Annotated in this window: 11 protein-coding genes and 1 pseudogene; 4 read left to right on the plus strand and 8 right to left on the minus strand. The window is 65.3% G+C overall.

Going from position 1 to position 16421, the window contains the following annotated elements; genetic code table 11:
- Positions 1–30: 30 nt before the first annotated feature.
- Positions 31–720: a class I SAM-dependent methyltransferase gene (locus CKW46_RS06920; RefSeq protein WP_020788657.1), complete on the minus strand. Its 690-nt coding sequence runs from the start codon at positions 718–720 to the stop codon at positions 31–33.
- A gap of 53 nt (positions 721–773) precedes the next feature.
- The gene (gene menJ, locus CKW46_RS06925; protein WP_015354524.1) at positions 774–2012 is read right to left on the minus strand and encodes a menaquinone reductase MenJ; all 1239 of its coding nucleotides are present in this window, start codon (positions 2010–2012) and stop codon (positions 774–776) included.
- A gap of 21 nt (positions 2013–2033) precedes the next feature.
- Between menJ and grcC1 the strand changes: the two genes are divergently transcribed.
- Complete coding sequence (gene grcC1, locus CKW46_RS06930; RefSeq protein ID WP_015354525.1) at positions 2034–3041, plus strand: nonaprenyl/(2E,6E)-farnesyl/geranylgeranyl diphosphat synthase; 1008 nt, start codon at positions 2034–2036, stop codon at positions 3039–3041.
- Between the two features lie 90 nt (positions 3042–3131).
- Entirely contained in the window at positions 3132–3992 is an 861-nt protein-coding gene (htpX, locus tag CKW46_RS06935; protein WP_015354526.1) for a zinc metalloprotease HtpX, read from the plus strand.
- Between the two features lie 20 nt (positions 3993–4012).
- Here the strand turns inward: htpX and CKW46_RS06940 are convergent, their stop codons facing one another.
- The 3 genes and pseudogenes from CKW46_RS06940 to CKW46_RS06950 form a co-directional block, all read right to left on the minus strand.
- On the minus strand, positions 4013–5614 hold the full coding sequence (locus CKW46_RS06940) for a SulP family inorganic anion transporter (RefSeq protein ID WP_117436532.1): 1602 nt from the start codon (positions 5612–5614) through the stop codon (positions 4013–4015).
- 292 nt (positions 5615–5906) lie between these two features.
- A pseudogene (locus tag CKW46_RS06945) lies at positions 5907–7459 on the minus strand (SulP family inorganic anion transporter).
- A 232-nt stretch (positions 7460–7691) separates the two neighbouring features.
- Complete coding sequence (locus tag CKW46_RS06950) at positions 7692–8717, minus strand: NAD(P)H-dependent glycerol-3-phosphate dehydrogenase (protein ID WP_012392837.1); 1026 nt, start codon at positions 8715–8717, stop codon at positions 7692–7694.
- 231 nt (positions 8718–8948) lie between these two features.
- Between CKW46_RS06950 and CKW46_RS06955 the strand changes: the two genes are divergently transcribed.
- Positions 8949–10373 (plus strand): trypsin-like peptidase domain-containing protein, encoded by a 1425-nt coding sequence (locus CKW46_RS06955; protein ID WP_499018960.1) that lies wholly within the window; start codon positions 8949–8951, stop codon positions 10371–10373.
- A gap of 28 nt (positions 10374–10401) precedes the next feature.
- On the opposite strand, the gene CKW46_RS06960 is transcribed toward CKW46_RS06955, so the two are convergent.
- Positions 10402–11910 carry a flavin-containing monooxygenase gene (locus tag CKW46_RS06960; protein ID WP_041300010.1) on the minus strand — a complete coding sequence of 503 codons (1509 nt, stop codon included), beginning with the start codon at positions 11908–11910 and terminating at the stop codon, positions 10402–10404.
- A gap of 207 nt (positions 11911–12117) precedes the next feature.
- On the opposite strand from CKW46_RS06960, the gene CKW46_RS06965 reads away from it, so the two are divergent.
- Positions 12118–12276 (plus strand): hypothetical protein, encoded by a 159-nt coding sequence (locus CKW46_RS06965; protein ID WP_162143252.1) that lies wholly within the window; start codon positions 12118–12120, stop codon positions 12274–12276.
- 83 nt (positions 12277–12359) lie between these two features.
- Here CKW46_RS06965 and CKW46_RS06970 read toward each other — a convergent pair whose 3' ends face one another.
- The gene (locus CKW46_RS06970; protein WP_482052996.1) at positions 12360–15650 is read right to left on the minus strand and encodes a type 2 lanthipeptide synthetase LanM family protein; all 3291 of its coding nucleotides are present in this window, start codon (positions 15648–15650) and stop codon (positions 12360–12362) included.
- A gap of 148 nt (positions 15651–15798) precedes the next feature.
- Positions 15799–16335: a GNAT family N-acetyltransferase gene (locus CKW46_RS06975; RefSeq protein ID WP_015354533.1), complete on the minus strand. Its 537-nt coding sequence runs from the start codon at positions 16333–16335 to the stop codon at positions 15799–15801.
- Between the last annotated feature and the right edge of the window lie 86 nt (positions 16336–16421).

Raw genomic sequence — 16421 nt, forward strand, 5'->3', positions numbered from 1 at the left:
GCTGGACTATACACCGCATGGGGTGTGCCATCAGCCCAAATGGGCTGAGAGCAACCACGCACCGACGGACTTGCGGCCCTCGGGTTCGTCGCGAGCGTCGAAGGCGGGCATCCCGGATACTTCCGGCGGGAGATTGGCGTGAATGCGGGCCGGCCGGATCTCGTCGATCACCCAGTGCTTGGACACCGCGTTACGCAACTCTTCTTCGGTGACGCCATTGATCGGGCCGTCGCCGGAAAGCGCGGCCTTGTCGAAGACCAGCACAAAGTAGGACGCGCCCGGGGCGGCCGCCCGTACGATCGAACGCTGGTAACCCTCGCGGAGTTCGACCGGCATGGAGTGAAACAGCGTGCTGTCCATGATGGTGTTGAACCGCCCCGCCGACTCCGGCGGATAGCTGGCGAAATCGGTGATGTCGGCCACCGCGAAGCTGGCGTTGGTCAGGCCGCGGCGCGCGGCCTCGCGCCCGGCCAGCTCGACGGCGGTGGGGGACATGTCCAAGCCGACCACCGGGTGGCCCCGTCCTGCCAGCGCCAATGCGAGGGCGGCCTCCCCGCAACCCGCGTCGAGCACCTCGCCATGGACCTTGCCCTGCTCGATCAGGGTGGCGAGTTCGGGCTGGGGTTCGCCCAGGCTCCACGGGGGCCTGATGCCCGCGCCGAACTCTGCGGATTCGCCGCGATAGGCGGTTTCGAATTGCAAATCCAATGATTCAGTCATGCCTCTTGTATATCAACGAGCCTGATACATGTCAATGAAATTGATATAGGGCCTCAGTGGAACGGCGGGCGACGATCGATCAGCCGTGATGCCCGTCCGCCGCCGCGCCACAGCCGTGCCACCCAATCGCTGTCCTCCTCGGTGACCAGGTTGGCCATCACCCGCACGGCGACCTTCATCAGTGCCGTCGAGCGCATCGCCACCGGTCCGGTGGTGGGCAGGAACCGTTGGTAGGTCAGCAGCAGCGCCAGCCTGCGTGCGACCGAGAACCCACGACCGTAGTGCGCCTGCAGTAGCGACGGCCACAGCTGCGACAGGTCGGGGGAATCCCGGAGTTCGGCGGCAAGCCGCCCGGTCTCGAGGCCGTAGTCGATGCCCTCCCCGTTGAGTGGGTTGACGCACGCTGCGGCGTCACCGATGAGCATCCAGTTCGGCCCGGCCACCCCCGACACCGCGCCGCCCATGGGCAGCAACGCCGAGGCGACCGCACGGGGCTGGCCGGTAAAGCCCCATTCGTCCCGGCGCAGGTCGGTGTAGTACGACATCAGCGGTCGTAACGCCAGGTCCGCCGGCCGTTTGGTGGTCGACAGCGCTCCCACCCCGATGTTCACCTCGCCGTTGCCCAGCGGGAAGATCCAGCCGTAGCCGGGCAGCACCGCTCCGTCTGGCGAGCGCAGTTCCAGATGGGAGGTCAGCCACGGATCCTCGCTGCGGGCAGTGGTCAGGTATCCCCGTGCGGCGACGCCGTAGACGGTCTCCTGATGCCAGCGGCGGCCCAGCTTGCGCCCCAGGGACGACCGTGCGCCGTCGGCGACGATCAATTGTCGGCAGGCTACCTCGGTCCGATCGGCCAGCGTCAGCGATACCACTCGCCTTGACGAGTCATGATGGGCCGCGACGGCTTTTGTGCCGAGCAGCATGCGGGCCCCGGACTCCTCGGCGACCTTGCGGATCCGATCGTCGAGTTCGAGCCGGGCCACCGCGCTGCTGTACGCCGGAAAAGACGGGCCGGGCCAGCCGATTTCCACCTCGCCGCCGAATCCGCTCATGCGCAGACCCCGGTGCTGAATACGGCCGGCCAGCCATTCGCCGAGGCCCAGCTGCTGCAGCTCGGCGATCGCGCGCGGGGTCAGCCCGTCGCCGCAGGCCTTGTCGCGGGGGAAACCGGCGGAGTCGATGACAAGTACATCCCGGCCCGCTCGGGCGGCCCAGGCGGCCGCCGCCGACCCGGCCGGTCCGGCGCCCACGACCACCAGGTCGGCGCCAAGGGCTCTGGGAACTCTGGTTTCCACGCTCCCCAGTATGTTGGTCGGATGAGAACCTCGGCGACGGTGGTGGCGGGCGTTGACGTCGGCGATGCTGAATTCGCCACGACGGTGCGAGATGGTGTCGCCAGCATCGAGCGGCTGATGGACGCTGAGTTGCGCGGTGCCGACGAGGTGATGACCGATTCGCTGCTACACTTGTTCCTGGCCGGTGGTAAGCGGTTCCGTCCACTGTTTACCGTCTTGTCGGCTCAGGTCGGGCCGAACCCGGGTGCCGACGAAGTCGTGATCGCCGGAGCCGTCATCGAGATGATTCATCTCGCGACGCTCTACCACGACGATGTGATGGACGAGGCGCAAGTACGTCGCGGAGCGCCCAGCGCCAATGCGCGCTGGGGCAACAACGTCGCCATCCTGGCCGGTGACTATCTGCTGGCGACGGCGTCGCGGTTGGTGTCGCGGCTGGGGCCGGATGCCGTGCGGATCGTCGCCGATACGTTCGCCCAGCTGGTGACCGGTCAGATGCGTGAGACCCGGGGCGCGCCCGAGGGCGTGGACATGATCGAGCAATACCTGAAGGTGGTTCACGAAAAGACCGGCTGCCTGATCGGGGCCGCCGGCCGGTTCGGTGGCATGTTTTCTGGCGCCGACGGCGAACAAGTGGAGCGACTGAACCGTCTCGGCGGCATCGTCGGCACCGCGTTCCAGATCGCCGACGACATCATCGACATCGACAGCGATACCGAACAGTCGGGGAAGCTACCGGGCACCGACCTGCGTGAGGGGGTGCGCACGCTGCCCATGCTCTACGCCCTGCGCCAGACCGGCTCCGACGGCGCCCGGCTGCGCACATTGCTGGCGGGTCCGATCCGCGACGATGCCGAGGTGTTCGAGGCCCTCGCGCTGTTGCGGGCGTCGCCGGGTATGGACCAGGCCAAAGAGGTCCTGGAGCAATATGCCGCTCGGGCACGTCACGAGTTGGATTTGCTGCCCGACGTCCCGGGCCGCCAGGCGCTGGCCGCGTTGGTCGACTACACGGTCAACCGGCACGGGTAGAGCGCGGCGTTTCGGAACCCCGAGGGCCGTTTCGGGCGTTAAATCAGCTGTAATAACCAAGTTGCCGTGTTCGTGGGAGGACACACACCGATGACCTGGCATCCGCATGCCAACAGGCTGAAGACTTTCCTGCTGCTGGTCGGCATGTCCGCCATGATCGTGTTCTTTGGTGCGCTGTTCGGCAGGACGGCCCTGATCCTGGCGGTGCTGTTCGCCGTCGGGATGAACGTCTATGTCTACTTCAACAGCGACAAGCTGGCCCTGCGGGCCATGCATGCGCAGCCGGTTTCGGAGCTGCAGGCTCCGGCCATGTACCGGATAGTGCGTGAGCTGGCCGCCAGCGCCCACCAGCCGATGTCGCGGCTGTACATCAGTGACACCGCCGCACCCAACGCCTTCGCCACCGGGCGCAACCCGCGCAACGCCGCGGTGTGCTGCACCACGGGCATCCTGGCGCTGCTCAACGAGCGGGAATTGCGTGCCGTGCTGGGCCACGAGCTGTCACACGTCTACAACCGCGACATCCTGATTTCCTGTATCGCCGGAGCGCTGGCGTCGGTGATCACCGCGCTGGCCAACATGGCCATGTGGGCCGGCATGTTCGGTGGTAACCGAGACGGCCAGAACCCGTTCGCCCTGCTGCTGGTTTCGTTGCTGGGCCCGATCGCGGCGACGGTGGTGCGGATGGCGGTGTCGCGTTCGCGCGAATATCAGGCCGACGAATCGGGTGCGGTCTTGACCGGTGACCCGTTGGCGTTGGCGTCGGCACTGCGCAAGATCTCCGGTGGCGTGCAACTGGCTCCACTGCCGCCCGAGCCGCAGCTGGCCAGCCAGGCGCACTTGATGATCGCCAATCCGTTCCGTGCCGGTGAGCGGATCGGATCGCTGTTCTCGACGCATCCGCCGATCGAGGACCGGATCCGGCGTTTGGAGCAAATGGCCCGCGGATAGCGGGGTTCGGCCGGCCGCCGTCAGGCGGCGGCTTCGGACTTTTCGTCGTGGACCAACTGTGTGCCGTCGTTGGCGAAATGACCTCTGCGCAGGGCGCCATCGATGCGAACCTTCCCGCCGGTGGCGTGATGGCGTCGCTGCCAGTCGGTGATCGCCTGGTGCGCGGCGTGGTCGAGGTAGTTGACCGCGATATGAAGAGTGACCGTCGCGCTGTCAGGCACCGAGGCCAGCACCCGGGTCAGTCGGGGTAGGGACAGGAAGGTGCAGGCGCCCTCGACGACCACCCGCCATTCGCCGTCGATTTGGTGTGCTTCGACCTTGGCCCGCAGCACTCGCCACCCCGTCATCGCGATGGCCAGGGCCAGCCCGATCATCACGCCGTGCAGCAGATTCAGGAAGACCACCGCGACAATCGTCACCAGGTAGATGGCGAAGTCGCCGGTCTTGACCGCGGTTTCGATGTGTGCGGGCTGCAGTAGCTGAATACCGATGACGATCAGCAGTCCCGCGAGCGCAGCGCTGGGGATTTGTTCGATCAAACCCGCAAAGGGGAGTGCGAACAGCAGGACCCAGAAACCGTGCAGGATTGTCGACGCCCGAGTTTTGGCACCCGCCTTGATGTTTGCCGCGCTGCGGACGATGACACCGGCGATGGGGAGGCCGCCGATTGCCCCCGACACGACGTTGGATGCGCCCTGGCCGATCAATTCACGGTTGAGTTCGGTGGTTGGGCCGCTGTGCATTCTGTCGGTTGCCACCGCTGTCAACAGGCTCTGGACGCTGGTGATGAGCGTGACGGTGATGATGCCGATCACGATGGCGCCCCAGTTTCCGAGCGGAATTGCGGGCAGCTGCAGTGCATCCACGACCGAGCCCTCGAGAGTGATGCGGGACACATGGAACGGAAACACCACCGAGACAACGGTTACCACCACGATGGCGACCAGCGGGCCGGGAACGGGAGCCACCTTGGCCGGAGCCCAGCGCCAAGCGACCATGATCGCGATGACCAGCAGCCCCAGGATCACTCCGGGCCGGTGCGCGCCGACAATCTGTGCGGGCAGCTCGACCACGTTGGCCCAGGCCGTGCTATGTGATTCGCCACCGAGCAACACGTGCGTCTGTTGCAGCGCGATGGTGATCCCGATACCGGCCAGCATGGCGTGCACCACCACTGGCGAGATCGCAAGGGCGGCTCGCGCGACCCGGCTGAACCCCAATAGGATCTGCATCAGCCCGGCGACCGCCGTGATGAAACAAGTGATTCCCCATCCGAATTCGGCGATGAGGTCGGCGACCACGACCGTCAGGCCGGCGGCGGGCCCGCTGACCTGCAGCGGAGATCCCCCCAGTGCGCCACCGATGATCCCGCCCACCACGGCCGCGATCAACCCGGCGAGCACCGGAGCATCCGAGGCAATGGCGATGCCCAATGACAACGGCAGTGCTACCAGGAAAACAACCAGCGAGGCTGGCAAGTCGTGCCTGATGACTGATCGCACCCGGTCGGGTCGCGATATCTGCGATACCCGCGACAACCGCGATGTTGTTGGGGGTTCCGGGGTGCCCGGGTGCTGGGCGTGATCAAGACCTTGTTTATCGAGCTGTTCGATGTGTGGCATCGGCCGATCCCCTCGTTGGGCCTTAGCGGGGGATGTTGCGATATCCCGCCCCACGTGCTGTAACGGACTCGTAACGTGTTCGCGCACTAGCAAATACGAATGGCCGAACTCCGCCGAACTTCATTGTGTCAGTCTGCTATGCGTCCGATCATCCGAGGCTATTGAGCGGGCCAAGCGACGGCAACCTGGTTCGCCCGCTGCATAGCGAATGCAAATGTTAGGCGTGACCAGGCGCGCAAGTCCAAGTGTGATGCGAACCAGACCGGCCGGCGATGGTCCGGCGAATCCTTCGCTAAGCGGGAGTCTCAGTGCCTGCATTCTCGACCAGGTCGTCCATCGCCCGGCGAGCGCGGTGTCCGGTATGGACGCCACCGTGGATGTGAACCGACCCGCCAGTCGAAAGTTGTCGCTGCTGCCAGTCGGCAATCGCTTGATGCGCGGCATGATCGAGGTAGATGACCGACATCGTCACGGTAACCGCTTTGCCCGCGGGGATGGACGCGAGTACGTGGGTCAGCCGGGGCACGGACAGGAAGGTGCATGTCCCAGCGACGATCAGGTGCCATTCGTCGCCCGAGGGCTCGGCGTGGATCCTGAACCACATCACCCGCCACGCGGTCAGCGCGATGGCCAAGGCGAGTCCGATCAGCACGCCCTGCATGAGATTGAGGAACACGACGCCGACGATGGTCACCACATAGACGGCCAGATCACCATTGCGCATGGCGGTTTCGATATGGGCAGGCTGCAGCAGCCTGATGCCGACGAAAACCAGCATGCCGGCAAGTGCGGCGGTGGGGATCTGCTGGATCAACCCCGCGAAAAACAGCGTGAAGACGAGGATCCACACACTGTGCATGATTGTCGAGGCGCGGCTCTTGGCGCCCGCCTGGACATTGGCCGAACTACGGACGATTGCGGCGGCGATGGGGAGACCACCGACCATACCGGATGTCATGTTTGCCACACCTTGTCCGGCCAGTTCGCGGTTGAAGTTGGTGGGTGTGCCGGGGTGCATTCTGTCGATCGACACGGCTGCCAGCAGGCTCTCGACGCTGGCAATGAAAGCGACGGTGACCACGCTCATCGCGATAGCGCTCCACTTGCCATCGGGTAGGGCCGGCAGCTGCAACGCATCCAGGGGCGATCCCGTGAGCGTGATCCGGGTCAGGTCGAACGGGAACACCAACGAGATGACGGTTGCGGTCACGATGGCCACCAGCGGCCCCGGAACGGCAGCCACTTTGGCCGGGGCCCAGCGCCAGGCGACCATGATGCCGATTACCAACACGCCCAGGAACACTCCCGGTTTATGCGCCTCGACGATTTATTCGGATAGCTCAACAACGTTTTCCCAGGATGTGGTGTGGGACTCCCCGCCCAGCAACACGTGCGTTTGCTGAAGTGCGATCGTGATTCCGATGCCGGCCAGCATCGCGTGTACGACGACAGGCGAGATCGCCAGTACCGCTCGCGCAATGCGGATGAGTCCGAAAGCGAGCTGCAGGACACCTGCGACGACCGTGATGAAACACGTTTCCCGCCAACCAAATTGGGCGACGAGGCCGACCGTGACCACCATCATCCCATTCGCGGGACCGCTGACCGCCAGTGGTGCTCCGCCGATGAGTCCAACCACGATCCCCCGATCACCGCCGAGATCAGGCCGGAGAGCACCGGTGCGCCCGAAGCGATGGCGATTCCCACCGATAGCGGTAGCGCGATCAGAAAAACCACAATCGACGCGGGCACGTCGTACCGGAGGACCGAGCGCAGTTGCTGAGTTCGCGACACCGGCGCGCCGTCGTCTTGGGCTTGCTTGCCAAGTCGTTTGATGGACGGCATCAATCATTCCCTCGTCGGTCAGTGCGGGGGACGGTTGGACAGTCAGCTCCGTATCACCCGGGTCACCCACCCGTAGGGCCTCCGACGAAACGGGAGCGTCGTTAGTTGGCACTGCTGTCGTATCGACAGTATACAAGCGGCCAAACCGGGGTCAACCTCACATGCGGCGCGCATACCAAACGCAGATCTCCCGGCGCACCGGCTTGCCAGCTGTGCAGAAACCCCAACCGGGCTAGAACCCGGCCCCGTACACCTCATGGCCGGGTACTTCGGCGGCCAGCCCGTGGTAGGCCTGTTCGACGGTCGATCCGTGATTGATCACGGCGTCGACCTCGCGGGCGATCGGCATGGGCAGCCCGAACTCATTGGCGAATTCCATGATGACGCTGGCCGCCTTGACCCCCTCGGCGACCTGGTTCATCGAGGCGATGATCTCATCGATGGGTTTGCCGGCGCCCAATTGTTCACCAACGTGGCGGTTGCGGCTGCGCTGGCTGGTGCAGGTGACGATGAGGTCACCCAGGCCGGCCAGTCCGGGGAAGGTTTCGGTGTCACCGCCCATCGCCACACCGAGCTTGGTCATCTCGCGCAGTGAGCGGGCGATGACCAGGGCGCGGGTGTTCTCGCCGATGCCCAGCGAGTAGCCCATGCCGACGGCGATGGCGAACACGTTCTTGAGCGCACCCGCCATCTCGACTCCGATGACGTCATCGGTGGTGTAGACGCGGAACCGTCGGGTGCGAAACAGCGCGGACAGTTGGGTGGCCAGATGCTGGTCGGGCATGGCCAGCACCGCGGCGGCCGCGTACCCTTCGGCCACCTCGCGTGCGATGTTCGGCCCGGCCAGGATGCCTGCCGGATGGCCGGGCAAGATCTCCTCGATAATCTGCGACATCCGCTTGTTGGTGCCCTGTTCGAGCCCTTTGACCAGCGATACCACCGGCACCCACGGGCGCAATTCCTTGCTCAGCTCGGTCAGTACACCCCGGAAGCCGTGCGAGGGCACGCCCATGACGACGACGTCGGCACAGTTGGCGGCCTCGGAGAAGTCGGTGGTCGCGCGCAGCGTTTCGCTGAGTACGACGTCGTTTCCGAGGTAGCGGCTGTTGCGGTGGTTGTCGTTGATGTCCTTTGCGGTCGCTTCCGAACGCACCCATTGCAGCGTCGGCCCCCGCCGTGCGCAGATCGATGCAACCGTGGTTCCCCAGGAACCGCCACCGAGGACAACGACGTTGGGTTCGCGCGTAGCAGGTGCCATGGCACCCAGCGTATTGCCGAGGCTCGACATTGAGAAGCAGCCAGTGTCAGGTCGCCAAAGTCGAAACCAATGACCACCCAGCATGGGACTTCGGTCCCTACCGTCTGACACCGTCGAGGCCCGATGGTGGAGATCAAAGGATGCCTACCAGGAGGAGTCATGGTCAGCCGCGCGCGCCCGGCAAGGTTTGGGTCCGGGCCTGTTGGCGGCCGGATATTTGCGCTGCTGGCGGTGGCCGCGCTGCTCATGGCCGGCTCGCCGGGCATCGCGTACGCCGATGACGGTCGGCCACAGGCCAACCCGGAGGAAAGGGCTGCGGCGCTGATCCGGCCGGCGGTCATGTACATCGTGATCGGAGCCTATGGCTGGGTGCGGCTGCCCACCGGCCAGCGGCTCTCCCACTACGGCGACAACCCGACCAAGCCGTTCACCGCGGGCTGGGGTTGCACCGCGTTCACCGTGAACCCCGACGGCTGGCTGGCGACCGCTGGGCACTGCGTTGATCCGCAAAGCGCCAGGGACCTGATTTTCGAGCATGCGGCGAGCGACTACGTGAAGCAATTCCCGGACTCGCCCGAGGCGCTGAATCCGGTTGGCGCGGTGCAGTGGCTTCGCAAGAACGCCAGGGTCGAGGGTGAAACCGCCGAGCAGGGGCCAGAAGTCAGCATCACGGTGTTGTACGGAAGCGGGGCAAAGGTGGCCGCGACGATGAACGCCGACGTCGTGGACTTCCGGCCGATCGACAAGGGTGACGTCGTGCTGCTGCGGGTGGACCGGCGCAACATGCCCTCCTCGGAGCTGACCACCGACGCCGACGTCAGCATCGGCACCCGGATTCTGGCGGTGGGATATCCGAAGAGCACCCAGGACATCACCGATCCCTCGCTTGACCCCACCTACAAGAGCGGCACGGTCAGCAAGAAATCACTTCGCCAGACCATTCCCGAATACGAGATCGATGCGCCGATCTCCGACGGCATGAGCGGCGGGCCGACCATCGAACTCAACGGCAAGGTGATCGGGCTGAACAGCTTCCGCCCGGCCAGCGAATCGCAGCCGTTCAACTTTGTCGCGCCGGTGGCCGGCCTGGCCGCATTGCTGGCCGCCAAGGGGGTCGTGCCCACCCTGGGCCCGGCCGATCTGTCCTATCAAAAGGGGCTCGACCTGTACTACTCGGGCCACTACAGCGCGGCGATCAAAGAATTCGACACGGCGTTGTCGATGTCACCGGATTTTCCCGGGTTGGTCGATCTGCGCACCAGCGCTGTCAACCTGCGTCAGCAGTACGGCGACGTTTCGGTGCTACGTGGCTCGAATCTGATGTGGTACATCGGCCTTGTCGTGGTGCTGGCGGTCGGCGGTGGCGTGACCTTCACGGTGTTGAGAAGTCGCCGGCAGCGCTCGGCGGCCTCTCCGGTGCCCGACTTTCAGCCGATTCCGGATGGGTGGGCACCGGTTGGCGGCGGCGCCGAAGGTGCCGGTGAGCACGCGGCCGATGCCGCGGCTCCCGCGGACGCGGAGCATCTGACGGCCGGTGAACCCCACTTCTGTGCGAACTGCGGGGCGCAGCATCATCACACCGAAAAGTTCTGCCCCAACTGCGGTGAGCCGATCGTCATTGACGCGTCCGCGCACGGAAAGCACGAGAAGCCCTGACGCCGCCGCGACTATCGGCTACCGGTGTTCAGCCCGCCAGGGGCGCGCGGTCGGCGGCGCGGCCGAACACCATGGCCTCGTCGATGCGGTCGAACCGGTAGTCGATGGCGTCGGCGAAATAGTTTTGCCGCACGTTCCAGGGCCGCTTGGTCCCCGATTTGGGCAGTGCGTGCAGCGACCGCAACACATAGCCGGCCTGAATGTCCCAGGACGGTTTTTCCGGCATCGCCTCGTTGCCCCGGTCCGGGTAGGCGTGCGTATAGCCGTTGGCGGCCATGTGCGCCAGCAACTTCGCCGTGGCCCGCGCGGTCATGTCGGCGCGCAGCGTCCACGATGCATTGGTGTAGCCCACACACCAGAACAGGTTGGGCACCCCTTCGAGCATGTGCGCTTTGTAGACGAACCGGTCACAGGGGTTGATCTCGGTGCCGTCCAGACTGATCTGCACCCCGCCAAGTGCCTGCAACTGCAGGCCGGTGGCGGTGACGATGATGTCGGCATCAAGATGTCGGCCGGACTCGAGTGCGATGCCGGTGGCGTCGAAATGGTCGATGTGGTCGGTGACCACTTCGGCGCGCCCGCCGGCCACGGCGTTGTACAGATCGGCATCGGGGATCAGGCACAGGCGCTGATCCCACGGGTTGTAGTTCGGCTTGAAGTGGGTGTCGACGTCATAGCCGGCGGGCAGGTTCTTGATCGCAATGCGCCGCAGCAGCCATTTGATGAAGCCCGGCAGCTTGCGGGCCAAGAACCAGAGCACCGCTTCCAGCAGGGCGTTGTATGTTCGGATCGTCAAATGAGATGCCTTGCGGGGTAATACTTTACGCGCGATGGCAGCGAATTTGCTGTACTTGGAAGACGAGATGAGGTAGGTCGGCGAGCGCTGCAGCATGGTCACCTTGGCGGCCTGCTCCGCCATTGACGGGATCAGCGTGACCGCGGTAGCGCCGCTGCCGATCACCACGACCTTCTTGCCGGTGTAATCCAGGTCGGCCGGCCAGTGCTGTGGGTGCACCACGGTGCCGGTGAACCCCTCGATGCCGGGGAAATCGGGCGTGTAGCCCTGGTCGTAGTTGTAGTAGCCGCTGGCGAAGAACACGAACCTGCTGCGGCATTGCCTCTGCACGCCGTCCTGCTCGAAGGTGACCGTCCAGCTGTCGGTGCCCGAATCCCAGTCGGCCGCCCGGACATAGCTGTTGAACTGGATATGGCCGTCGATGCCGTACTTGTGAGCGGTGTTGGCCAGGTACTCCCGGATGTGCTCGCCGTCGGCCACGCCCTCCCTGCGGGTCCATGGTTCGAACGGAAAGCTCAACGTGAAGATGCTGCTGTCGGAGCGCACGCCCGGATAGCGAAACAGGTCCCAGGTGCCGCCGATTCGCTCACGGCGTTCCAGGATGGTGTAGGTCAGTTCGGGGTCGCTCTCGAGCAGCCGGTAGGCCGCTCCGAGGCCGGAGATGCCGGCGCCGACGATGACGACGTCGAGCAAGCTCCGCTCGACCGGAGTGCGTTGGGCTTCTTGGGGGGTCACGCTCATCGTGGACCTCGCTTGTTTCTGGGTTGCGTCATCAGAGTAGACACCCACCGGTTGGTCGAGCCAGGGCAGTTCGGCACTAGTGCTGCGGCGGTTGTTGGACGGTGAACCGGCGCCGAGCGTGGCATCCGGCCAGGGCGCCGCGGTTTGACGCATTGCGCAACCAGGCTTGACAAAAACGTTTAGATCGGGAAACAATGCGAAACCATGATGACCACTCTTGCCATGGAACTGCCGGCCGTTGACAGCATCCTCGACTGCCGCCTCACCGACGACATGATCGAGGCCGCCGCGGGAATGAACGGCCTGGGGCCTTGTGTGGATCAAGCTTTGACCGCTCCCTGCCTGGGTTTTGCACGCCTCTCCTGAGAGTTCGGGCGCTCTGGTAGCGATCGCCTGAATTTTGTTGAGGGCCTTGATGAATGGCCCGTCTCAATCCCGGTTGCCGGTGTCTATTCCCAGAGCAGCACATTGGGCAGGGGCCGGTTGATGCGACGCAGGGCGGTATAGCCTATGCCGGCGATTCCGCGAAACAATCCAGGGTTGAATGCTTGATCGCCGCTGTTCCATCGATAGTCGCCGCGTTGGGTCGCCGCGGACACGATGTCGCTCAGGCAGCGTGCCGCAAGACCCTGAAGATCAGGCTGGTCCAACGTCGTCGCGGCTTCGCTGAGCAATTCGATGCTGCCCAGAGCACCACAACAAAGCGTGTCCAATTGTTGCTCAGCCCAGCCTTGACGGACCGAAGTCACGGCGTTGGCAATGTCGGCCGACAGTGGCTGCGCCCAGCCGCGTCGTGCCAAGCCGATGCGCCCCAAACCGATTCCGGGTGCGCCGTGGCACCACTGCGCGGGCCAGCCTTTCCCCCCGTCCACATCCAGTGCGGGCCAGCCGCCGCGCTGCCGGTCGTAGCTGGCGTTTTCAAAGGCCAGGCACTCCGCCGCGTATTGTGCGAACTCCTCGTGACCGGTTGCTGTGGTCAATGACCCCAGGGCGTACGCATAGCCCGCTGCACCGTGCGCCATGCCGTTCAGATCGCAAGAGCCGGGCACCTGTCGGTGCCAGGTGCGCCTTCCGTGCGGGCCGACGCGGGGTTGGCGCAACAGGTGCTCGCCACACCGAATCGCACGCGCGAGCACGTCGCCGGAGCCGGTGTCTCGATAGACCCGGAGCAGCCCAAGGATCGCGCCGGCGCTACCCCCGACGACATCGAGTTGCCGGTCGGTCTCGATCAGATCGTCGGTGACCAGCAGCGCCGCCCTATGCGCGTGGGCGAGCAATTCGTCGTCCTCGAGGCACTTCGCCATGACCGCCAATGCGTAGGCGATCGACCCCAAACCGGAGCCGCCGCTGATTCCCAGCGAGCGGGCCACGCGCGGCGCGTTGCGGCCGGTCAGTTCGGTGCACACGTGTGCGACCCCGGCCCGGGCCAGCTCGGCCGACCGCTGGCAGCCCGAGCCGGCCGCGTGCGCGGCCAAGAAGAGGCCGATGCCGGACACGCCGTTATAGAGGCCGGCGCCCAGGCAGACGAGCTGGGCGGCATCCGAATCGCCTGACCAGTCCAACCCGATCCAGGCGGCGCCCGCATCTCGGCGAATCGCGTGAAGAGCCAGTTCCCCGGCGATTCTGTCGGCCTCGGCGGAAAAGTCCGCTTCGGCCGGTCGCCAGGCGCCACCGTCGGGCTGGGGCGGCTGCGGTGCTGGACCCGCTGTGCCCGGTGACCGCGCTTGTCCCGCATAGGTTTCCGTATTGTGCCGGATGACCGTGACTTGCCAGTCGATCTGTCGATCATCGAGGTCTTGAACGCGCGCAGACGCGCGTTCCAGGCCTGACATGCCCGCGCACCGGAACGAGACTCCAGCGAAATCATGGGCTTCGACACCGTCGCTGGCCATAAAAAAGTAGGGGACGTTCAACGACAACAGGGCCGATCTCTCCGCCTGTAGGAGCGGCCAATGCGGATCGCTGTCTTGGTTCCAATCAGCCAGTCTGGCAACGAAGTCCGCTTGCGCCGACCAAGCAACACCATCATGCATGGTGCGATGATCGGTGAGCTGCTGCAGCACCATGGTGTAGAAGGTGGTCGGGCGCCACACCCTGCGCACCGGCAAGCCGGCAAACTCCTGGAACAAACCGCCGGCCCCAGCATCGGCGCCTTGTCGAACCAGGAACTTGGCGTAGGCCACGAAACCGGCAATGAAGGCGTCGACGTAGTCGCTGAACTTGGCGTAGTGCCCGTTGACGTGGGGTAGGTTCGGCATGCTCGTGGCGGGCCGCGCCGCTTTTTTCGGCCGCATCGCGTCAGTGTTGACGTGCTCCCAACGGATCGTCGGCGTGGTGTTGTCATTCGCGATCAACCCACCGACCGCGGAACGCCCGTTGACGCCGGAGCTCCGATAGGACGGGATCAAGCCCACCGCCATCACCGAATCGGCGATGAGGTTGCATGCGGCTTGGTGGGCACGGCCTTCCCGATCACGGTCGTCGGGGTCCTGCGTGCTCGCCTGCAGGATCGTCTCGATGTCCAGCGGCATCGGGTAGTCGCCGTGTGCGATGAAGTTTTCGTGGTGCATGTCGGTGGCGGCCAGGCAGTGCAGCAGTGCCAGCCAGGCGCCGGCGCGCCGGAAGTACAACTCGAGGCCTTCTTCGTCCGCGCACGATGCATGCTCGATGAACTCGCACCAGCCGTAGCCTTCGCGTCCGATCGTGCGGACCGCACGCAACGCCAGCGGGGGAGCGGCCCGGTTGAGCCTGCCGACCAGGGCGTGCAGGGCGGCATCCACCCGCAAGTCCTTCGGCTTGTAGACCACCTGCGCGCCGTTTTCGAACACGACGATCCGTACCGAGCGGCCGCCATTGTGTGGATCGGAGAGCCCGCCATCGATTCCGGCCACCTTCGTTTCGGGGGCGCCCGCGAGCAGGCCAGCGCGGATGGACGGCAGATCGGCGGCCAGACGTTCGATCAGCTCGCGCGTGGTGTCAATCCATTGGCGGGTGATCGTGGCGATCAGCCGCCACAGCACCGGTTTGGCTTCCAGCAGCCGGGACAGGCCCGCCGCTTTCATCTCTGCGACAAACCGCTGATAGAGCGCGACTCCCGAGTCCGGTCTGGGCTGCGCGTGAGCATCGTCTGGGGCCGCGAGCTCGCGCACCGAGTCAAAGAGCGCATACAGCGCCGGCGCGCACAGGTCGGACAGTTGTTGCAACAACGATCGCCGAATGCCTGCGCGTGCCGAATCGCTCAGTATCGCCGTGGCGGCGGCGTCCGTGGTCGACCAGAGTCGGGCCTGCGCCTCGTCGACCAGTGGCAACAGCAGGGCGTCGAATTGGCTGGGGGGCGTGGGCTCGGGCTCGGGCGAACCGGTGGTGGTGGCTCGGCCGGGTGAGCCGCACAACGACGCTCGGGACCACATCGCGTCAGCCACCCACGCCGGCAGCGGCAAGGACCGAGTGTGCCGGGCATTGGCGAAACGCGCCAGCACGCTTGCGAAGTCCCAACCGTCGCGAGCCAATCGCGACTCGAACTGCGCCCAGTCACGGCTTGCGCTGGAACGACACCACGCGGCAAGTCGGCGCGCGGCGGCATCGGTGTCGGCCTTCCGGCCGGGCAGCGCCTCGAAACGGGTAGACAACAGTTCATCGATCGTCGCGGCATGGACAACCAGCCACTCGCGCAGCGCATGGCGATCATGTCGCGCGGCTACCGAGCCGTCGACCCACTCATCCCCGACACCGTCACCCATCGCCCATCTGTCCAACCATCGGACCCGCGCCCGGCATTCGCAGTACCCAAGCTACGACTTCGCTGCCCGTGGTAATGCCGAATCGCGCAACCTGTTGCGGGCAAGCCGCTTTCGCGCGGTGGCCAAGGCTTGCGATGCGGCGATGAAGCTATCTGAGCGTCCTTGCGAACCGAAAGGCGTCCTGCGGCTCCGCGCCGAGGTTGGGGAACACGCAGTAGCGCTCCAGCCGGTCCTGCATGGACAAACCGTTGCGCTCCAGCGCTCGTGCGGCTCCGATGTTGTCAACGTGGCATGCGGCCCACACGCGATGCACGCTCGGATCCCGCTGTGCCTGTTCGATGAGCAAGTCCAGCGCCTCGGACGTGACATGTTGCCCCCACCAACGGCGGCCGAGGGAGATGCCCAGTTGAACCTCGGGGCCCTCCGGCCGGATCCAGGTGCAGAACCCGACCGGATCGCCGGTGCTGCGCCAGTTGATGATCCAACCGCGATTGTTGTCGTCCATGCACAGCTCGGTGATGAAGTGCCTGGTCTGCTCGACGTCGGAATGCGTGTTGCACGAAAGGTAGCGCATCACTTCGTCATCCGAGGTGACCTCGAAGAACACGACATCGGCGTCGGTGGGCCGCAGGGGGCGCAGGATCAGCCGCGGGCCGGTGAGGATTTCATCGTCGGCAGTCGCCATAGGGGCCCCCTAATGCGGACCTTCATAGCCTACGTGGCCAGCGTGTCCAGCACTTCTACGACCCGGACGACCATGATCGCTTCGGG

It is taken from the genome of Mycobacterium liflandii (assembly GCF_022354805.1).
Lineage (GTDB): Bacteria > Actinomycetota > Actinomycetes > Mycobacteriales > Mycobacteriaceae > Mycobacterium > Mycobacterium marinum.